This window comes from Peribacillus sp. 05N428, from assembly GCF_056397085.1.
In genome coordinates, this window is record NZ_JBFTMS010000004.1 from 41,820 (window position 1) to 61,692 (window position 19,873).

The 19,873-nt window shown below is 36.9% G+C and carries 19 protein-coding genes, 1 pseudogene and 1 riboswitch; of the genes and pseudogenes, 16 read left to right on the forward strand and 4 right to left on the reverse strand.

The annotated features are described in order from the left end of the window. Window positions 1–84: 84 nt before the first annotated feature. Window positions 85–411 carry a four-helix bundle copper-binding protein gene (locus AC1DIV_RS05150; protein WP_336864857.1) on the reverse strand — a complete coding sequence of 109 codons (327 nt, stop codon included), beginning with the start codon at window positions 409–411 and terminating at the stop codon, window positions 85–87. A 156-nt stretch (window positions 412–567) separates the two neighbouring features. Between AC1DIV_RS05150 and AC1DIV_RS05155 the strand changes: the two genes are divergently transcribed. The 9 genes from AC1DIV_RS05155 (at window position 568) to AC1DIV_RS05195 (ending at window position 11,114) form a co-directional block, all read left to right on the forward strand. Continuing rightward, window positions 568–1,941: a sensor histidine kinase gene (locus AC1DIV_RS05155; protein ID WP_473828778.1), complete on the forward strand. Its 1,374-nt coding sequence runs from the start codon at window positions 568–570 to the stop codon at window positions 1,939–1,941. Continuing rightward, window positions 1,941–2,618, forward strand: a complete 678-nt coding sequence (locus AC1DIV_RS05160; RefSeq protein ID WP_336864853.1) for a response regulator transcription factor — start codon at window positions 1,941–1,943, stop codon at window positions 2,616–2,618. The genes AC1DIV_RS05155 and AC1DIV_RS05160 overlap by 1 nt, the downstream gene beginning before the upstream one ends. Window positions 2,619–2,676: 58 nt before the next feature. After that, entirely contained in the window at window positions 2,677–3,597 is a 921-nt protein-coding gene (locus tag AC1DIV_RS05165; protein ID WP_336864852.1) for a F510_1955 family glycosylhydrolase, read from the forward strand. Between the two features lie 94 nt (window positions 3,598–3,691). After that, a complete protein-coding gene (locus tag AC1DIV_RS05170; RefSeq protein ID WP_336864850.1) occupies window positions 3,692–4,294 on the forward strand; it encodes a YdhK family protein in 603 nt (200 codons plus the stop codon). A 530-nt stretch (window positions 4,295–4,824) separates the two neighbouring features. Continuing rightward, window positions 4,825–5,160 carry a metal-sensitive transcriptional regulator gene (locus AC1DIV_RS05175; protein ID WP_419721591.1) on the forward strand — a complete coding sequence of 112 codons (336 nt, stop codon included), beginning with the start codon at window positions 4,825–4,827 and terminating at the stop codon, window positions 5,158–5,160. A 16-nt stretch (window positions 5,161–5,176) separates the two neighbouring features. Beyond that, window positions 5,177–5,383 carry a copper chaperone CopZ gene (gene copZ / locus AC1DIV_RS05180; protein ID WP_336864847.1) on the forward strand — a complete coding sequence of 69 codons (207 nt, stop codon included), beginning with the start codon at window positions 5,177–5,179 and terminating at the stop codon, window positions 5,381–5,383. Between the two features lie 74 nt (window positions 5,384–5,457). After that, window positions 5,458–7,869, forward strand: coding sequence for a heavy metal translocating P-type ATPase (locus AC1DIV_RS05185; RefSeq protein WP_336864845.1), 2,412 nt, complete (start codon window positions 5,458–5,460; stop codon window positions 7,867–7,869). 1,152 nt (window positions 7,870–9,021) lie between these two features. Beyond that, window positions 9,022–9,720 (forward strand): response regulator transcription factor, encoded by a 699-nt coding sequence (locus AC1DIV_RS05190; protein ID WP_161923101.1) that lies wholly within the window; start codon window positions 9,022–9,024, stop codon window positions 9,718–9,720. Continuing rightward, on the forward strand, window positions 9,717–11,114 hold the full coding sequence (locus AC1DIV_RS05195; RefSeq protein WP_340876986.1) for a HAMP domain-containing sensor histidine kinase: 1,398 nt from the start codon (window positions 9,717–9,719) through the stop codon (window positions 11,112–11,114). Before AC1DIV_RS05190 ends, AC1DIV_RS05195 begins: the two co-directional genes overlap by 4 nt. A gap of 273 nt (window positions 11,115–11,387) precedes the next feature. Here AC1DIV_RS05195 and AC1DIV_RS05200 read toward each other — a convergent pair. Next, window positions 11,388–11,489: pseudogene (locus AC1DIV_RS05200) on the reverse strand (DUF1541 domain-containing protein); the annotation flags it as partial. Between the two features lie 9 nt (window positions 11,490–11,498). Continuing rightward, complete coding sequence (gene asnB / locus AC1DIV_RS05205) at window positions 11,499–13,394, reverse strand: asparagine synthase (glutamine-hydrolyzing) (RefSeq protein ID WP_340876985.1); 1,896 nt, start codon at window positions 13,392–13,394, stop codon at window positions 11,499–11,501. Window positions 13,395–13,681: 287 nt separating this feature from the next. On the opposite strand from asnB, the gene AC1DIV_RS05210 reads away from it, so the two are divergent. Continuing rightward, complete coding sequence (locus AC1DIV_RS05210) at window positions 13,682–14,359, forward strand: C40 family peptidase (RefSeq protein ID WP_336864839.1); 678 nt, start codon at window positions 13,682–13,684, stop codon at window positions 14,357–14,359. A gap of 58 nt (window positions 14,360–14,417) precedes the next feature. On the opposite strand, the gene AC1DIV_RS05215 is transcribed toward AC1DIV_RS05210, so the two are convergent. Next, window positions 14,418–15,146, reverse strand: coding sequence for an urease accessory protein UreH domain-containing protein (locus AC1DIV_RS05215; protein ID WP_477575921.1), 729 nt, complete (start codon window positions 15,144–15,146; stop codon window positions 14,418–14,420). Window positions 15,147–15,295: 149 nt separating this feature from the next. Continuing rightward, a riboswitch (cobalamin riboswitch) is annotated at window positions 15,296–15,485 on the forward strand. A 547-nt stretch (window positions 15,486–16,032) separates the two neighbouring features. Here AC1DIV_RS05215 and AC1DIV_RS05220 point away from each other — a divergent pair. From AC1DIV_RS05220 to AC1DIV_RS05245, 6 genes are all read left to right on the forward strand, one after another. Then, the gene (locus tag AC1DIV_RS05220) at window positions 16,033–16,806 is read left to right on the forward strand and encodes an amino acid ABC transporter substrate-binding protein (RefSeq protein ID WP_340876983.1); all 774 of its coding nucleotides are present in this window, start codon (window positions 16,033–16,035) and stop codon (window positions 16,804–16,806) included. 70 nt (window positions 16,807–16,876) lie between these two features. Beyond that, window positions 16,877–17,536 (forward strand): amino acid ABC transporter permease, encoded by a 660-nt coding sequence (locus tag AC1DIV_RS05225; protein ID WP_095395590.1) that lies wholly within the window; start codon window positions 16,877–16,879, stop codon window positions 17,534–17,536. 15 nt (window positions 17,537–17,551) lie between these two features. Further along, window positions 17,552–18,298, forward strand: coding sequence for an amino acid ABC transporter ATP-binding protein (locus AC1DIV_RS05230; protein ID WP_340876982.1), 747 nt, complete (start codon window positions 17,552–17,554; stop codon window positions 18,296–18,298). 287 nt (window positions 18,299–18,585) lie between these two features. Then, entirely contained in the window at window positions 18,586–19,071 is a 486-nt protein-coding gene (locus tag AC1DIV_RS05235) for an arsinothricin resistance N-acetyltransferase ArsN1 family A (RefSeq protein WP_340876981.1), read from the forward strand. A gap of 22 nt (window positions 19,072–19,093) precedes the next feature. Then, entirely contained in the window at window positions 19,094–19,303 is a 210-nt protein-coding gene (locus tag AC1DIV_RS05240) for a hypothetical protein (RefSeq protein ID WP_340876979.1), read from the forward strand. Window positions 19,304–19,363: 60 nt separating this feature from the next. Beyond that, entirely contained in the window at window positions 19,364–19,819 is a 456-nt protein-coding gene (locus tag AC1DIV_RS05245; protein ID WP_340876978.1) for a MarR family winged helix-turn-helix transcriptional regulator, read from the forward strand. Window positions 19,820–19,873: the final 54 nt, after the last annotated feature.

The window sequence follows — 19,873 nt, forward strand, 5'->3', positions numbered from 1 at the left end:
AAAATAGAAAAACCCATCTCCATATTAAAATGTTGGAAATGGGTTTTCTGGTGTCACACGTATATTATTATTGTTGACTCTTCATTAAGCGGACATTTTACGGCATGCTTCTGCACATTTGAAGCATACTTCCGCACATTTTTGACAATGTTCATGATCGTGCTTTTTGCATTCGTTTCCACATGCTTCACAAATGTCTGCACAAAGTTGACAAATCTGATGGGCAAAGGGACTGTTGGATTGCATGGCTTTAGCTGCAAATGCACAGATATCCGCACATTCCCTGTCTATCCTTATACAAGTAGCCATCATTTTAAGATCTTCTTCCTTTAAGCATGCATCATAACATGTGTTACAGGCCTCCATGCATTCTAGACACGCTCTAATACATTCTTCATAAGTGGTATTCACAAATAAAACCTCCTAAGAATTTTGTTGTTCAACACTCATATTCTACCCAGCTCAACTATTTTTTAACGAAATATCAAAAACTCCTTAAAAACTGCACAATTTTTTGATATTTTTTCATTATGATGGTGATAGTAATTCGAAAAAGCGGTGATTAATTTGAATAAAATATCCCTGAAATTCGGGATCTGGTTTTTAGGTGCCATGCTTATTCTTGAAATGTTTTTGTTCTTTTTTCTCCATACAAGCATTGTAGATTCAAGAATAGAAGAAGAATTAGCTGCACTTCAGGCAAGAGGCAATAGTCATCGGGACGTGCTTGAAAATTCCTATAATCAGGAAACATTACATCATATTGCTGTAATGGAAGCAAAAGCTGATACAGAGGTCATCATCACGGGATTAAATCAAAACATTATTATTTCATCCTCGAAATTAGATAATGAAGAGCAAAAGATTATTGCCAAAGAAATAGGTCGAGTACCCCGTGATGGAGAAACACTGGAAAATAGGTGGAAAAGTGAAAAGTATATATCCACAGTCACGCCTTTTAAAATTAACCAAAACCAAAAAGGGTATGTGTACATGTTCCGGAGTACGGATCAGATTCAAACCTTAATTTCACGACTGAACCATCATTTTATTGCAGGTGCCATCATGATTCTTTCTTTAATGATCATCACCATCCTATTTTTATCCAAGGCTTTGACTACGCCTCTGATTAGGATGAAGCGGGCTACGGAGAAACTTAGCACGGGTGACTTCTCTGTCAATCTCCCTGACATGGGTGATGATGAGCTGGGAGAGCTATCCAGATCTATAAAAATCCTTGCGGAGGACTTAAAACACCTAAAGGGGGAAAGAAGTGAGTTTTTGGCCAGCATTTCTCATGAGTTAAGAACACCGCTTACCTATATTAAGGGATATGCAGACGTATCAAGGAGAAAAGATATAGACGAATCCACCCGCGATCAGTATCTGAGCATTATTTTTGAGGAAACAAAAAAATTGTCTGATATGATAAAAGATTTATTTGATTTGGCTAAGTTAGACAAAAATACCTTTGTCATAAATCGAGTTGAAGTAAAGCTTTGTTCCTTTTTACACTCTATTTATGAGAAAATGCTACCTGCTTTCACGGAAAATGGGATGGAACTTATCGTTGAATGTAAGAAAAATGTAAATGTCTTTATAGACCCTATGAGATTTGAACAGGTAATGTTTAACTTATTAGATAATGCGATCAAATATTCCAATCCCAATACTGAAACAAGTATATCTGTAAAAAGTGAAAAGGGAATGGTAGCGCTAATTATAAAAGATGAAGGCCATGGGATTCCTAAAACGGACCTTCCTCATATCTTTGATCGTTTTTATCGAGTGGATAAGTCTCGATCTAGGGACACTGGAGGGTCAGGACTTGGACTATCCATCGTCAAAGAACTAATAGAAGCTCACGATGGTACGATAGAGATAAAAAGTGAACAAGGAAAAGGAACAGCCTTTTTCATTTCGTTAAAGGAGTTGCCGTAATGAAAACCTTATTGCTTGTAGATGATGAAGCAAGAATGCTCGATTTGTTGAGTATATACTTATCTCCCGTTTATCACTGCATCAAGGTGAATTCAGGACGTGAAGCCGTTGTTCATATGAAAAATTCATATGCTGATTTAATATTGTTGGATGTGATGATGCCGGAAATGGATGGTTGGAGTGCTTGCGCTAAAATTCGCGAATTTTCTAAAGTACCCATTATTATGCTGACGGCTCGAAATGAAAAATCGGATGTGGTTAAAGGTTTCCAATTAGGGGCAGACGATTATGTAACAAAACCATTTGATGAGGGGGAATTATTGGCTAGAATAGATGCACTTTTCAGAAGAATGGATGATAAAGACACGAAGGCAGTTCATTTCAAGGGATTAAAATTGGATGAGGAATCTCATGAATTGACGTATGAAGGACAGCAGATTCAACTCACTCCAAAGGAGTTTTCCTTACTGGGACTATTATTAAAAAACCCAAATAAAGTCTTTTCTCGTGCGCATTTACTGGAAAGTATTTGGGAGAATAAAGCTTTTACAGAGGATAGGACGATAGATTCCCATGTCCGTAATATCCGAGACAAATTAAGGCAGGCAAATTTTCCTATAGATCTATATCTCTCAACTGTATGGGGAGTTGGATATAAGTGGGTGCCCAAGGAATAACGGAAATTTGTCAATAAAAAACATAAAAAAGGTACAAATTAGACAGGAGAGGATACCATTGAAACACTTAAAATGGGGCTTATTATCTTTCACATCTATAAACTTACTTCTAGCAGCCTGTTCAAATGATGAGCCAAAGGAGTATTTTATTAAAGCTGAGAATGAAACAATTGAACATATCCATGGAGCGGGATACTGGAGTAAAGAGGGAACCCCAGTTATAGCAACCCATGGGGGGCCATTTGAATATAGGGATGGGTCCTGGTACAAAACATCACGTAACAATCACGATTACATGGGGTTCCAGACAATAAAAGACGGTTTCTATTCAAGTGGGCACCCTGAAGAGGGTTCAGATTTAAAAAATCCCTTAGGTCTTGTGAAAAGTACGGATAAAGGGGAAAGTCTGGAAAAGCTTGCTTTCTATGGAGAAACGGACTTTCATTACTTAGGGGCCAGTTATGAAACCGGTACTGTTTATACATATAATGAAGCTCAAAATTCAAAAATGGGACCAGGCTTTTTTTATTCCAAAAATAAAGGGGAAGACTGGACACAATTAGAGCTCAACGGTATGACTTCTACCAAAATTGGGGGCCTTGATATTCATCCATCAAGGGATAACATGATGGCCATTTATGGAGAGGAAGGAGTCTTTTTATCTAAAAACTATGGAAAGGACTTTTCCCTAATCCCGACAACGTCGACGGTGACTTCATTAACCTTTAAGGAAGATTCCATGGTCTATTCCATGCTTGAAAATGACAAAGTGAGCCTTCATGAAATCAGTTTGAACGATAAAAGGGATTCTTCACTAGTTGCCCCTTCATTGGATAAAGAAAACATACCGATTTACCTAGAGGCGAACCCTTTGAAAGAAGGCGAAATGATGATGGTAACCACAAAGAATGATGTGTTTGTTAGCGAAGGGCAGGAGAAGAAGTGGAATGAAATTCTATCAAATGGGGAAACAGAGTAAGGTATTCCGTTAACCATTTTCATGAGCGTGCTCCACAATTTCTGCACAATTTATTGGTATCATATTGTCTAAAGCCAAAGGAGGAATCATTTACATGTTGAAAAAAAGAATGAAAAAGTCCACCATCTTATCGTTATTTGCAGCCCTTATCTTAGTACTGGGTGCCTGCTCTAATGCAAATGATGAAAAATCAGGAAACAAAGAAAGCACGGAGAAAACAGAAAGCAATGGGAACATGGAAGGCATGGATCATAGCAATATGAACATGGACGACTCAGGAGATGTTCCCGAAGGTATGAAATTGGCAAAAAATCCAACCTATGAAGTTGGAAGTAAAGCGATTATCAACGCAGATCACATGGAAGGCATGAAGGATGCAAAAGCAACGATTGTCGGTGCCTATGACACGTCGATTTATGCTGTTTCATTTAATCCAACAACTGGTGGAAAAAGAGTGGAAAATCACAAATGGGTCATTCAGGAAGATATTAAAGATGCGGGGGAAAAAACTTTTAAACCTGGATCGGAAGTTATATTAGAGGCAGATCATATGAATGGGATGAAGGGAGCAAAAGCTGAAATTGACTCAGTCGAAAAAAGCACTGTTTATATGGTCGATTACACTCCGACAACCGGCGGTGAAGTAGTTGAAAACCATAAATGGGTAACAGAGAGTGAATTATTACCTGCTGAATAATGTTTAGTCAAAATGACATATTCGAACCAATCAAAAGAGCTTATACCTTAAATGGATAAGCTCTTTTTCCTTAAGAAAACAAGGACCTAAGAAGATTATTATAGGAAGGTAGGTTATGTTGTACAAGAAGGGCGAAAAGAAGGTAAAAGAACGACAGCTAGAAAGAATAGTCGAAGAATTAGAATGTTAAAAGCAGTCGAACCTGTAATTTTTGCAAAGGATAAAAAGGAAAGATACATATGAAGTGTATTTGGGAGTGGTAAAGCAAAAGGTATCGATGCAAAGGCCTTTTATTCAGTGAGTGCATTTCCAATCAGGAGCTATTAATTAGTGTACAAAAAGTAATTTCCATATATAGGAAAAATGAAAAAAAGAGAAGCCTCCCAAATTTATTAATAAGTATGGAATAGATAATCTCAAGAAGCAAATATTAAAAGAGTAAAAAATTTAGTAACAATATGTTTACTCATTGCATAGGGTGGTGGGGTATGGTATATTGTATTCAAGGAGGTCGAGATATGGATAAAGAGATGAAGGAAAATGTTTATCCGGTTGACGATGAATGCTGTGTATCCCCCACTTCTGAAAGAAAAAGTCATCACTCAGAAGCAGTAAAAAAGAATTTAACTACCCGTCTAAATCGGATTGAAGGACAAATACGTGGTATAAAAGGTCTTATTGAAAAGGATACCTATTGTGATGACGTTATTACTCAAATTGCAGCCACTCAAAGCGCACTAAATGGCGTAGCAAAGATATTATTAGAAGGACATATGAAAAATTGTGTAGTCGACCGACTTAATGAGGGAGATACAGAAGTTATTGATGAGGTATTAGTAACCATACAAAAACTAATGAAAAAATAAAGGAGAAGTGAATGAAATGGAAAATGTAACATTGAATGTAAGTGGAATGTCATGTGGTCATTGTGTGAATGCTGTTGAGGGAAATGTAGGAAAGCTTACCGGTGTAGAAAGTGTAAAAGTACATTTAGAAGCAGGAACAGTTGATGTCTCTTTTGATAATGAAAAAGTTTCCCTCGAAAAAATAAAAGAAACAATCGATGACCAAGGCTACGAAGTTAAATAAGTTGTAAGAGTGCTTTTTAGCACTCTTTTTTACAAAAAAATATACCCCCATATGGTATGAAGAGGTGAAAACAAATGAGTAATGATATAAAGGAAACAAGTTTGCAAATTACAGGAATGACTTGTGCCGCTTGTGCAACACGAATCGAAAAAGGGTTAAAAAAAATGGAGGGTGTAGAAGAAGCCAATGTCAATTTAGCCCTTGAGAAGTCAGTCATTAAATATGACGCAGAAAAGGTGAACGCTCAGGATTTCGAAAAAAAAATTCGGGATTTAGGCTATGATGTAGTCAAAGAGAAAAAGGAGTTTGCCATTACAGGGATGACCTGTGCAGCGTGTGCAACAAGGATTGAAAAGGGTCTAAATAAAATGGATGGAATATCCAAGGCAAATGTGAACCTTGCGCTTGAAAATGCCACGGTTGAATATGATCCTTCCCAAACTTCCCCTATAGATATTATTCAACGAGTGGAAAAGTTGGGATACGGGGCAATTATTAAGGATGATAATAAGAGTTCTGTTGACTATCGTCATAAAGAAATCCAAAAACAAAAAAGAAAATTTATTTTCTCCGTTATTTTGTCATTCCCGTTGTTATGGGCGATGGTAAGTCATTTTAGTTTTACATCATTTATATACCTGCCGGATTTTCTCATGAATCCTTGGGTACAAATGGCGCTGGCATCACCCGTACAATTTTTTATTGGTAAGCAATTCTATGTGGGTGCTTTCAAAGCGCTTAGGAATAAGAGTGCCAATATGGATGTATTGGTCGCTATGGGGACATCGGCCGCTTATTTTTACAGTGTCTATCAGGCCTTTATTTCCATTGGGAATCATCATATGGCACAACTATACTTTGAAACAAGTTCCATACTCATCACGCTTATTATCTTAGGTAAGCTTTTCGAGGCAAAAGCAAAAGGACGATCTTCTGAAGCGATTAAGAAGCTCATGGGACTGCAAGCTAAAACAGCCTTGGTAATAAGGAATGGGGAAGAACTTGAAATCCCGCTTGAAGAAGTTATCGTAGGAGATATACTTTTGGTGAAGCCGGGTGAAAAAATACCGGTAGATGGAGAGGTAATTGAAGGGAATTCTGCCGTCGACGAATCCATGTTGACTGGAGAAAGCCTTCCGGTAGATAAAAGTCTAGGAGATGCCGTTATAGGTTCAACCCTGAATAAAAATGGTTTTATAAAAATGAAAGCCACTAAAATTGGCAGAGACACGGCTCTTTCCCAAATCATTAAAGTTGTGGAAGATGCCCAAGGCTCCAAGGCCCCTATACAAAGGCTTGCGGACCAAATTTCTGGAGTTTTCGTACCGATTGTCGTCGGCATTGCCTTTTTGACATTTCTTGTTTGGCTCATTTGGGTCAATCCTGGAGAGTTTACACCTGCTCTCGAAGCTTTGATTGCAGTTCTTGTCATAGCTTGTCCGTGTGCCTTAGGACTTGCAACTCCGACTTCGATTATGGCTGGTTCAGGACGTGCAGCAGAATTCGGTATTCTTTTTAAAGGTGGGGAACACCTTGAAACTACCCACCATATTGATACTGTCATCTTAGATAAGACAGGAACAGTTACAAATGGTAAACCAGAATTGACAGATGTTATTGTGGATAATGGAATAAATGAAGAGGAATTCCTATCCTTAATAGGGGCAGCTGAAAAACAATCTGAACACCCACTTGCCGAGGCGATTGTTCAAGGAATACAAGAAAGGGGTATATCCCTTAGCCTCGTTCAGGAATTTGAGGCGATTCCAGGGTATGGGGTTAAAACGAGAGTCAATCAAAAAGAGATCTTGGTAGGGACTCGAAAACTTATGAAGCAATATAACGTGGATGTGTCAAAGGTCTTAACTGATATGGAAGACTTAGAAGCAAATGGGAAGACTGCAATGCTAGCCAGCATTGATGGAAAATATGCTGGTCTGATTGCAGTTGCTGATACGATTAAAGACACCTCTAAAAAAGCCATAGATCGATTAAAAGAGATGGACATTGATGTCATTATGATAACTGGTGATAACGAGCGTACTGCAATGGCAATTGGCAAACAGGTAGGTATCGACCATGTCATTGCTGAAGTACTTCCGGAAGGAAAAGCGGAGGAAGTGAAAAAGCTTCAGGCTACAGGCAAAAAGGTCGCAATGGTTGGAGATGGAATTAATGATGCCCCTGCTCTTGCTCTAGCCGATATCGGTATGGCGATTGGTACGGGTACAGACGTAGCCATGGAAGCTGCTGATATTACCTTGATTCGTGGAGATTTGAACAGTATAGCGGACGCTATACTAATGAGCCGGAAAACGATGAGGAATATTAGACAAAATCTGTTTTGGGCCTTTGCCTATAACACATTAGGGATTCCAATAGCAGCGATTGGGCTACTTGCCCCTTGGCTAGCAGGTGCCGCAATGGCATTCAGTTCTGTGTCGGTCATATTAAATGCACTTCGTTTGCAAAGAGTTAAGCTATAAAGCTTGGAGAGACATTGGTGATTGTACCAGTGTCTCTTTTTAAGTGGCTGTTTTCTTAAAGATTGTTGCTAGTAGAGATAAATTTTCACATTTAAAGGAATTCGTATTAATCGTGGTAAAATTACAATATATTCATTAATAAAATCTTTAAAGGGGAAATTTATATGTCCTCTTTTTGCAATGATTATCATTATTGGCTGTATTTTTGGAGGAACTCGTCTTTGGAAGAGAAAAAGGATATTATCGATAATTTTATTAAGTCCTTTGCTAACAGTTTTCACTTTTTTTGGATATTTTGTTTATCAAACGTCGTATCATACAACACCTGATTCTTTAGAATTTTTTGTTCATACAGAAAATGAAACATACTTTGTGGAGGGCAGGTGGAAAGAAAGTTTTGATGCGAATAGATTTCCTTCGGATTTTCTCGTGTTCTATGTTCCAGAAAATAAAAAAAGTCTCCAACGTAAAACGAAATAGGGTAAAAGACTACAAAGATATGGATTGGAAATTTTTAATGGAGAAGTACATTATTGGGCTGGAAAAGAATATCACCCTCAATTAGAACCGCAAATTTTTGATTTACATACAGATAAACAATTTAAATTCAAATTCGTTCTCCCCTCTACCAACCAAGTGATGTGAAATTATATTATGCACATACAAGAGAAGAGCCAATGGAGGCATTGGAGTTTTGGTTTAAAAAACATTGAATTGAAGTAGTAAAACCTCCTACATAGAGGTTTTTTTATGCACTTCTTAACATCTTAATAGTAGTATGGTTAGCTTTTTGACAAGATGAAACAAGCATTTGTTTGACTTGTTCTTCAAATGCTATCTTCTTTCGTAATTCGAGCAACCGGAACCAGTAGAGTTAGAAAGCTTCCTTGGTAATATTTATTTAGGAAATCTTTAATCAATAGATTTTGATTATAGGAGGAACAGTAAAAGAACTTACTAAATCTCCATATTTTCTGCATGAATTTTTTATATAATCGAAATGGTAACTTTTTTTTAAGGAGTCACTTGTAAATGAATTATAGGGATACTATAATGCGTCCTTTTAGAATGTTGTTAAAAGGAAGGATCCATGACCTATGATTTATTCCATCTCTGCTAAAAAACGCAATATTCCTTTGGAGGGTCATTAGAATGAAAAGAAATGTATTAGTTGTTGATGATGAATGGAATATGTTAAATCTAATAAAGATACATTTATCTAATAATTATAATATTGTCGTTTCGGACAATGGGCATGAGGCATTAAAATGCCTAGATAAGCAATCATTTGATTTAATTATCTTAGATATTATGATGCCGTATATCAGTGGTTGGGAAATGTGTGAAATTATTAGAGAAAAATATAATATACCGATTTTAATGCTAACAGCAAGGAATGAATTGAAAGATAAAGTTCGTGGATTAGAGATAGGGGCAGATGATTATCTAGTTAAACCTTTTGCATTTGAGGAATTGGCAGCACGTGTTCATGCATTAATACGAAGGTCAATAGTAAAACAAACCATTGAGCCAAAAGAGCAAGTAATAATTTCTAGTGGTTTAGAAATCCATTATGAAAGCAGGAGAGTTAAAATAGAGGGTGAAATAGTGGAATTCACTCCAAAGGAGTTTGATTTATTGTGGCTATTGGCTAGTAATTCAACTCAAATTTTTACTCGTGAATTATTGCTTGACAAAATATGGGGAATACATGATGAGCGTGAGTTTCGAACAGTGGATACTCACATTAAGAACATCCGAGTGAAGTTAAGGGAAACTCAGTGCAAATCAAACCCAATAAAGACAGTTTGGGGAATTGGCTATAAATTTGAGGATATGGGCAAGCCATGAAGAAAATCAAAATTAATAGTATAGGGAGTAAGTTAGGCATTACTATAATGATTTTATTTATGTTTATTTTAGTGCCCTTAGGCTATGTAATAGATAGAATATTTTTCGGTTTTTATTATGGTCAAACTCATGAATATATTGATGAAGTTTCTTTAGACATCATAAACTCCATTTCATATCTCGATGATCAAAACGAATTGGGACTATACGAAAAAATGGCGAATCATACAAAAACTGAATTAGTGATCGTCGATAAAGCTGGAAAGGTTCTTACAACCTCCAATCTCTATGAAAAAGGGGAGGGTTTTAACCCTGACTTGTTGTCTAAGATTAAAAAAACGAATAAAATTCACCAGGATTATGTGGATCCCAAAACTAAAAATTATTATTTTTTATCCGGACGCCCAATTATAATTAATGAAAATTTTGAAGGTGGAGTTTTTGTATTCTCCTCTTTAGATTCCATTCATGATTCGATTCATAAATTAAGGACTTACCTTGTTATTGCAATTTTAGGTGCATTACTGCTTGCTGCAGGTTTTACTTTCTTTGTATCCAAGAAGCTATCGAAGCCTCTTATTGATATGGAAAAGATAACAAGAAGGATCTCAAAAGGCGATCTTAATATAAATATCAAAAAAACTTCTAACGATGAAATTGGATCGCTTGCTCAAGCCATTAATGACCTTGCCATAGAACTAAAGGAATATCGGACGAATAGAAGTGAATTTTTAGCGAATATCTCTCATGAGCTTAGAACCCCTATATCTTATTTATCTGGTTATGCGTCGGTGATAAGAAAAAATCTATACAATAATGACCAGGAAAAGGAAGAGTACCTAGCTATTATAGAGAATGAAGCCTCGAGATTGACACTTCTTATTAATGACTTATTTGAACTGTCAAAAATGGAAGAAAACAAGATTGAATTATACAAAGAATGGATTGATGTCGAGGAATTAATTGAGGGGGTCCTGAACAGGTCCAAACTGAGCGCAAATAAGAAAAATGTTATTTTGAAATATGAACCCGGTAAACATTTGAAAATGATTTTATCTGATGGGATGAGATTAGAACAAATCTTAACTAACCTTATCGAAAATTCTATAAGATACACAAATCATGGGGGAATTGTTATTACTTCTCGTGCAAATAAGGATTTCGTCATAATCACTATCAAAGACTCAGGAATAGGGATACCTCCAAATGATTTGCCCTTTATTTTCGAACGGTTTTATCGAGTAGAAAAATCTCGATCTAGGCAAATGGGGGGTACTGGTCTTGGACTTGCTATCGTTAGGGAATTGGTCAACGTATTGGGAGGGACGATTGAAGTTAATAGTGCAGTTGGACAAGGGACTGAATTTATCATTACCCTTCCAATAGAAGTATAGAAATAAGTGTATGGCTAAACAAATCGTTTAGTCTTTTTTTATTATGATATGTTAAATTGATTGCTAAAAAAAAAGATATCATCGAAATCAGATTTTAACCAATTTACTTGATGAGGTACGATGATCTTTTTTTAGAAATTTCATAGGCTTGCTGTACCTTTAAGCACAATAAAAAAAGAGGAATCAACCAGCGATCCCACTTTTCATCTAAACACTCGTTATTTAATCATATTTTATCTTTCATAACAAACTCTATGCTCAATTATTAGCTGAAAGTTTACTTTCTATAACCCATTTATGATTTTTCACTTTTGGTCCTCCGGTAGTCGGAGTGTAGGTAACCGCATATGCTGTTGTATCGTAGGCACCCACAATAAGAAATGATCAGTTCGTTGCTAATTGCTCAATCTTTTGTCTGGATAGGTTAAAGTCATATAAATGTTCAACATAAATTTGATGCCATACCATAAAGATTAAAATGGTCCACAATTTACGGCTATTGTCCATTTTGTTTTGAACATGATTGTCCAATAGTTTTAGGATTTCCTGTTTGTTAAAAATATAGTCAGTAGGGCTATTATGAATTAACTGTATGGCCCAATCATAAAGTTCTGCTTTCAACCAATGGCGGATGGGGACAGGGAAACCTAGTTTCTTTCTGCTCCATACATGCTCTGGAACTATACCTTCTGCAGCTTTACGGAGGATATATTTAGTCGTGCCATTCCGAACTTTTTGATGGCTGCAAACTTTTGATGCGATATTAAAGACATGTTTGTCCAAAAAGGGTACTCTCACTTCTAGGGAGTTTGCCATGGACATTTTATCGGCTTTTAGTAAAATGTCTCCCTTTAGCCATGTATGAATATCAATATTTTGCATTTTTGTAATGGCGTCATAATCTAAAGAACTAGAATAAATGGAACCCGTCACTTTTTCATTCTCTAAATTGTTTATATAATTCACAAGCAAAAGTTTTTTCTCTTTTTCATCAAACATATTTGCGTTTCCGATATACCGTTCTTCTAAGGGTGTAACCCCTCGTTCTATAAAGCTCTTTCCTTTCACTCCTTCTGGAAGTGCTGAGGAGAGGGCTTTTAAAACATGTTTTACTGGAGACGGAATATAGGAAAACATGCGAAGGGATTGAGGTTCCCTATATATGTTATAACCGCCGAACAATTCATCTGCACCTTCACCGGACAAAGCAACCTTGACTTGTTTCCTTGCTTCCCGCGCTACAAAGTACAAAGGTACAGCCGCAGGATCAGCTAAAGGATCGTCCATATGCCATATGATTTTTGGTAGCTCAGCAAGAAATTCTTCAGGGGTTATTACATAACTAATATTTTCTACATTTAGAGCGTTGGCCGTTTCTTCTGCAACGTTTATTTCGCTATAACCTTCTCTTTCAAAACCTACCGAAAAGGTTTTAATTTTAGGATTAATCTGTTTCGCAATTGAAACGATAAATGAAGAATCGATTCCTCCAGATAAGAAGGAACCAACTGGAACATCACTCCTCATATGTACGTTTACTGAGTCGAGCAAGGTATCTTGGACTTCTTTAATTAATTTGGAATCTCTCATATTTGTGGGTTGGAAATTCGGTTTCCAGTATTTTTTTATGTCCATTTTTTCCCCGGGTTTTTTAGTGAAAAAATGTCCAGGTGGTAGCTTTTTTATCGATTTTGTAAGCGTTGCAGGCTCCGGTACATATTGGAAACTAAGATAATGTTGTAAAGAATCTACGTCTAACTCTTCACTGATTGCCGTAAGAATACTTTTTTTCTCGGACGCAAAGTAAGTAGTTTCATCTTGCTCACAATAGAAAAAGGGTTTTATCCCAAAGTGATCCCTTGCACCAAAAAGTTTTTCTTCTTCTTTGTCCCAAATGACAAAAGCGAACATCCCACGCAGTTTACGAACGGATTGCTCCTTTATACTACTATAGAGGGCTATAATGACTTCGGTATCAGAATCTGTCGTAAATTCGTGGCCATTATCGACTAATTCCTTCCTTAGCTCAATATAATTATAAATTTCGCCATTGAAGATAATCCAGTATCTTTCATTTTCATATGAGAGGGGCTGGTTTCCGTTATCTATATCGATGATGCTTAATCTTCTAAAGCCAAAATTCACAAATTCATCGAAAAAATACCCTTCATCATCTGGGCCTCTATGGGTAATGATGTTATTCATCTTTTTCAACTTTTCCTTTATATCAGAATGTATGGCTTTAGGCTCGTTATGAACACACCCAACAAAACCGCACATAAAATCCACCTACCTATTGTTATTTTGAGCTTCCTTGAAAATTTTTAAGGAACTACAAGAAACATAACAACAAAATATGTAGAAAATAAGGAGTTTACATAAAAATTGTAATTAATTTTATGGTGCACAATTGTCATATCGTTTTTTGGGAGAATTTTGGGTTATTATAGGTGTTTTGTCATTTGTGCACACATTCTGCATAATTTTGTAACGATAATGTAAATTCAGGTATCACTTAAGGATGATAGAATAATAAAAAAAGAACTTAATCGGGGGAAAAATAGAAAATGAAAAAAATTATAGCGTCAGTTGTAGTGACGGGATTGTTACTATCAAATCCATTGGTCAGTAATGCTGCATTAGGAGATCGTACATTAAAAAGTGGAATGACACATACAGATGTGAAACAATTACAAGAGAATTTAAAGAAAAAGGGATATTTTAAAACAGATACCACTACCTACTTTGGGACGGTTACTAAAGGTGCGGTAGTAAAGTTTCAAAAAAGCAAAGGCTTAAAAGCTGACGGAATTGTAGGTCCGAATACGTATAAAGCATTGGGCGTAAAAAAGCAGACAACCAAGGTAGCTAATGTGAATAATACAAGTAATAAATCTGCAGCGTTAGTGAAGGAAGCAAAAAAATATATGAATGTACCGTATGTTTGGGGCGGGAGTACACCAAAAGGTTTTGATTGCAGCGGATTCCTAAAGTACGTATTCGAAAAAAGTACAGATATCACTTTGCCAAGAACGGTAGCGGAAATTTATAAGAAGGGGACAAAGGTATCCAAACCACAAGTTGGGGACCTAGTCTTTTATGAAACCTACAAACCTGGTGCCTCCCATGCGGGTATATACATCGGGGATAATCAATTCATACACAGCTCCTCATCAGGTGTAGGCATTTCCTCCATGGATAATAGTTATTGGAAACAGAGATATTTAGGAGCAAAAAGAATGTAATAGTAATAACGGCCAGTTCTTTTTTAAGAGACTGGCTTTTATTTATTTTAATTGTAATCTACCAATACGTGACGATATCGAGAAGACCTATAATGATGATAACCGCCCCTGCACATTTTTGAACGGTATTGCCAAACTTCTTCCTTTTTTTTATTAAATAACCCTCTGCTCCAAAACTCCAAATTAATAATAGGGTGATAATAAGGGGTAAAGCAGTCCCAATCCCAAAAATCGGTGTCAAGGCAAAACCATATGTATTAGATAATACTAAAGGCATAAGTTGTACAAAAAATAGGACAAACATAGTTGGGCAAAAGGCGATTGAATAGCTTATGCCTAATAAAAGGGCTCCTAATTTCCCGTTTGAATTCCGGAATCCTCTCCACTTAAAAAGATGCGAAATCCAAATGAATTTTAAATAACCTAATAGAAAAAGGCCAACAATTATGTTTAAGAATCCAATGCTTTTGCGAAAATATGCGAAATAGGTGGTTAAGGTAGATTGAAACTCTCTTCCTAATAACCAAATTAAAACTCCAAAGAGGGAATATACCAATAGTTTTCCCAGGATGAATAAGGATATTTCCACCCAAGGGGCTTTTTTCCCCACTGCTTTATTTCCAAAATAGGCTATAGAAGTGAAATTCCCAGTAATCTGACAGGGTGCTAAGGAACCGAGGATCCCTAATAGTAAGGCACCGATAAGAGGAAAGGCTATTGAACTATTCGTCAATTGTAAGACTGGATCAGAGAAAAATAGGCTAATTTTATTTAGGAAGTCGTACATGATAGCTCCTTTCAATTAATTGATGCTTTATTTTAGCAAATGTTTTTCAAGAAAGTATGCAGAAAGGGTTTTTTATACTTCTTCACCTATTTTCATTGAATAAAAAATATGATGTTAATTTCTAAGTATAATTAATATAATGAGTTAAAATATTATTTTGCAAACTAGGTGCCCTTGAGAAACAAGGGATGATAGGGAATCGGGTGTAAGTCCCGAGCGGTCCCGCCACTGTAATTAAGGAGTTCTCTATCATTTATGTCACTCAACAATATAGTTGGGGAAGACGATGGAGTGCGTTGATCTAAAAGCCAGGAGACCTACCTAGAATGCACACCGAACTCTTAGCGGAAAGGAGTGGTGTACGAAATAATAGACAATTGTATTCTGTCAATTTGTCGTTTATTTACACGTACCCATAAAGCCCTCAATCTGTTATGAAATGTACCCTTTGTAAAGGACAGTTTAAAAAAGCCTAGGCAGGTTGAAAAAGATGATTTCTGTATTGAACAAGAGTCATCTTTTTTTAAACTCATATCAATTAGGGGGAAAATCAGAAAAGACTGCCGGGTTAACTTCCTACAATCTTGTTAAAAGATTTTAACTACATTTATTTACTAGACAGACTTATGGGTGATATGTTCCCATCGGTCTTTTTTTGTTATATATACGAAGTTAGAAAGGAGATATCTAACTGGTATTAAATGGGGGAAAAGTGATATTTTAATTCAGGGAAAAAACAAATACTTTAGTATGCTAATACACTAAATAATTCCGTTGACATGCATTTTAAAATTGTGTTAACTTTATATTACGATATTTCATCACTCTAATACATTAGTAAACTAAAGTAAACAGAGTAATACTAAAGCCAAAGGTGGTTTTTAATATGAAACGAATAGCGACAATTATGCTGACGATAGTAGCTGTATTTTCACTACTTGCAGCATGTTCTTCCAAACAGGAGGAGAAAGATAACACGCTGGTGATTGGCATCGACGATAAATTTGCCCCCATGGGATTCCGAGATGAGAATAACAAAATCACTGGTTTTGATATTGACTATGCTAAAGCTGCTGCAGAAAAAATGGGGGTAAAGGTTAAATTTCAACCCATCGACTGGAAAACAAAAGAATCCGAACTAAGCAGTGGTCGTATAGACCTCATTTGGAATGGGTACACAATTACGGATGAGCGTAAAGAGAAGGTTCTTTTTACAAAGCCCTATTTAAAAAATGCACAGGTGGTTGTAACACGTGAAGATTCGAAGCTTACTAAACTGGATGATTTAAAAGGAAAAGTAGTGGGCCTTCAATCGCTTTCTTCCGCATCAGATGCATTGAATGCTAATCCGATTCAATCTAAAATCAAGACGATCACGGAATTCTCCGATAACGTATTGGCTCTAAGTGACCTTAAATCTGGCCGTGTTGATGCTGTCGTCATTGATGAAGTTGTTATTAAATATTACATGTCAAAAGAAAAAGAAACCTTTAAAATTCTTGATGAGTCGCTTGTACCAGAGGAATATGGAGTAGGCGTGAAAAAAGGGAATGAAGATCTTCTGAAGCAGCTTCAAGGTGCACTTGATGAACTGAATGAGGACGGCACTGCCGCTAAAATCTCTGAGAAATGGTTCGGGGAAAATAAGGTATTAAAGTAATTGAACGTACAATATTAAGCAAACAGGATTTCCTATGGAAACCCTGTTTTGTTTTTGGGGGAATCCATTCATGTCCGCAGATTATATTTTATCAATACTTAAGCCTATGCTCGAAGGGGCACAGATGACGGTCCTCTTATTTTTGATCGCCATAGTCTTGTCCATTCCTTTGGGCTTCTTGCTAACTCTGGCTGTAAGAAGCAAGATCAAGCCTTTAGCCTGGCTTGCCCATACCTATATTTACTTGATGCGCGGTACACCGCTGTTGCTTCAATTGCTATTTATCTGTTTCGGGCTTCCGATGATTCCCGTGATTGGCGAATATATGGTTTTGGATCGCTTTGTAGCTGCATGTTTGGGCTTTATTTTAAATTATGCTGCCTATTATGCCGAGATTTTCCGAGGAGGTCTTCTCGCTATTGATAAAGGCCAATATGAGGCATCCCAAGTATTGGGTTTGACTAAATGGCAGACAATGAGGAAAATCATTCTGCCTCAAATGTTCCGCGTGGCGCTTCCGGCCGTTTCCAATGAATCGGTGACACTTGTTAAGGATACTGCTCTGCTCTATGCAGTTGCTGTACCGGAACTATTACACTTTGCGCAGACAGCAGTGAATCGTGACTTTACAATTGTTCCATTTTTCTTAGCAGGTATCATTTACTTAATCATGACGCTCATTTTAACAGTATTCTTTAAATTTCTAGAACGAAGGTTCAAATTTGAATAAGAAGGGGTGGGGAATGTGGCTATAATTGAAGTAACTAACCTCAAAAAGTCATATGACAAACTTGATGTATTAAAACAATTTACTTTTGATGTAAATAAGAACGATGTGGTTGCAATAATCGGCCCCTCCGGTTCAGGAAAAAGCACGATGCTCCGCAGTTTGATTTATCTCGAAGAAATCAACGAAGGTAGCATCTGTATATCCGGAGATTATCTGGTGAGGGATGGCATCTACTCGAAACCGCAAGAGATCAAGCAAATCACCTCCAAAATGGGGATGGTCTTCCAACATTTTAATCTCTTCCCGCACCTAACTGTTAAAGAAAATCTAGAAGTCGCCCCCAGAATGGCGAAAAAGGGGACAAACACAGAGCTTCACAAGCAAAGCAGGGAGCTCTTGGAGAAGGTTGGTCTTTCTGACCGGGAGACAGCTTACCCGGAGAATCTTTCGGGCGGACAAAAACAAAGAGTAGCCATTGCAAGGGCACTTATGATGAATCCAGAAATCCTGCTGTTTGATGAGCCCACTTCGGCTTTGGATCCTGAATTGACCGGTGAAGTACTAGAAGTAATGAAGGATCTAGCTGAAGAGCAAATGACTATGATTGTGGTGACGCATGAGATGGGGTTTGCAAAGGAAGTAGCAAACAGGGCCATTTTCATGGATAATGGGGAAATTATCGAATCAGGTGATCCGACAGAGTTGTTTACAAACCCCCAGTTCGAGCGAACGAAAGCTTTCTTGAACCGTAGTTTGAAATAAACCCTGAAGTGCACTATCAATTGATTTTATAAAACCTCGGCATTTGCTGAGGTTTTTTTGCATATAAACAAATATGAATCATAAAAGCCTAACGGTAGTGTGATTCGATTAGGAAAATGCAAAGACGAGGAACGCCACAAATGACTTTTCGAAAACGTAATGTTTGTATCACTTAAAATGTGAATTTCATAAATTATACTTGCAACTTGCAAATGTTGGTGTTATAAATTGGATATAGAATATTTGTAATAAATAATGTTTACAAGTGAAAGGAGAAGGGGAAAGGTATGATCATTCGTGAAGCGATGGCAGCGGACATAGATTCCATCAAAGAAATTTACAATCAAGGGATTGAGGATAGAATTGCCACGTTAGAAACAGAACTGAAGGATCAAGCCTACATGGAGGAGTGGTTCGCCAAACACATCGGACGCTTTAAGGTAATTGTCGCTGACCAAGAAGGGGAAATCGTTGGATGGGCTTCCTTGAATCCGTATAACAGCCGCGATGCTTATAAAGGGGTTGCTGACTTATCCGTTTATATCTCAAGAGATCATCGAGGAAAAGGGATTGGCTGTTTATTGCTGCAATCCATCGAAAAGCTCGCAAAAGAAAATGACTTCAATAAAATTGTGTTATTCACTTTTCCCTTTAACCAGATGGGTCAAGGATTGTACCAAAAACGGGGGTATCGCGAAGTGGGAGTGTTTAAGAACCAGGGGATTTTAGACGGGGAATTTGTCGATGTGATGGCTATGGAGAAATTACTTTAAACAATTAGGGGGTAGGAGGATTATGACAGTGAACCATTCAAGCGTATTGTCTGTTGGTTATTTTGATGCTTATTTCAAGCTGGTTTTAGCTTCTCGTGAACCTGGGTTGGAAAAGGCAAAAGATTTCATTGAAACCAACTTTTTTAAAGGAGAAGCGTGTTATTATGGCGAGCAAACTCACCGAAATTTCATGGCTGCTTTTAATAAGCTAAAAGGATCAATAAAAAAATAGTTGAATCAAATAGTTGCAAAATGCAAATAATTAGCGTATAAATAAAGAGAGGTGAAAGTAATGGAAAATGAAAACCTTAGAGGTCTCTTCCAACTCTTGACAAGACGTTTTGGATTATTGAATAAAAATTGTTGCAGCGCTGATGGAATTGAGATATCCCTCGTTCAAAGCCATATCCTGTATGAAATAAACAGACAAAAAAAAGCTTCCATCCAGCAGATTGCAGAAACACTAGGAACGGATATTACGACGTTCAGTCGACAAATCCAATCCCTAATAAAATTGAATTTAGTCACTAAAACGCCTGATGTAGAAGATCGGAGAATTTCTATCCTTTCCCTAACCGATGAAGGCGTGAAAATCAATCAAACCATCGATCAACAAATAAATGATTATTTGAATGAAATCTTCAAGACGATGAATGAGTTTGAAAAGGAATCCGTCGTGCGGTCTCTGACATTGCTTAATGATCGAATGTTGAAGTCTTCCGTATGTTGTACTACTCCTTGGGGGTAGTATAATTTTTCGACAATACTTGCAAATTACAACTTTTTTAAACGAAATATAGGA

Bases quoted from the DNA above. Each gene is read 5' to 3' on its own strand.
- AC1DIV_RS05160 (WP_336864853.1), top strand. From the start codon at position 1,941: ATGAAAACCTTATTGCTTGTAGATGATGAAGCAAGAATGCTCGATTTG.
- AC1DIV_RS05170 (WP_336864850.1), top strand. From the start codon at position 3,692: ATGTTGAAAAAAAGAATGAAAAAGTCCACCATCTTATCGTTATTTGCA.
- AC1DIV_RS05175 (WP_419721591.1), top strand. From the start codon at position 4,825: ATGAAGGAAAATGTTTATCCGGTTGACGATGAATGCTGTGTATCCCCC.
- copZ (WP_336864847.1), top strand. From the start codon at position 5,177: ATGGAAAATGTAACATTGAATGTAAGTGGAATGTCATGTGGTCATTGT.
- AC1DIV_RS05185 (WP_336864845.1), top strand. From the start codon at position 5,458: ATGAGTAATGATATAAAGGAAACAAGTTTGCAAATTACAGGAATGACT.
- AC1DIV_RS05190 (WP_161923101.1), top strand. From the start codon at position 9,022: ATGAAAAGAAATGTATTAGTTGTTGATGATGAATGGAATATGTTAAAT.
- AC1DIV_RS05195 (WP_340876986.1), top strand. From the start codon at position 9,717: ATGAAGAAAATCAAAATTAATAGTATAGGGAGTAAGTTAGGCATTACT.
- asnB (WP_340876985.1), bottom strand. From the start codon at position 13,394: ATGTGCGGTTTTGTTGGGTGTGTTCATAACGAGCCTAAAGCCATACAT.
- AC1DIV_RS05210 (WP_336864839.1), top strand. From the start codon at position 13,682: ATGAAAAAAATTATAGCGTCAGTTGTAGTGACGGGATTGTTACTATCA.
- AC1DIV_RS05215 (WP_477575921.1), bottom strand. From the start codon at position 15,146: ATGTACGACTTCCTAAATAAAATTAGCCTATTTTTCTCTGATCCAGTC.
- AC1DIV_RS05220 (WP_340876983.1), top strand. From the start codon at position 16,033: ATGAAACGAATAGCGACAATTATGCTGACGATAGTAGCTGTATTTTCA.
- AC1DIV_RS05225 (WP_095395590.1), top strand. From the start codon at position 16,877: ATGTCCGCAGATTATATTTTATCAATACTTAAGCCTATGCTCGAAGGG.
- AC1DIV_RS05235 (WP_340876981.1), top strand. From the start codon at position 18,586: ATGATCATTCGTGAAGCGATGGCAGCGGACATAGATTCCATCAAAGAA.
- AC1DIV_RS05240 (WP_340876979.1), top strand. From the start codon at position 19,094: ATGACAGTGAACCATTCAAGCGTATTGTCTGTTGGTTATTTTGATGCT.
- AC1DIV_RS05245 (WP_340876978.1), top strand. From the start codon at position 19,364: ATGGAAAATGAAAACCTTAGAGGTCTCTTCCAACTCTTGACAAGACGT.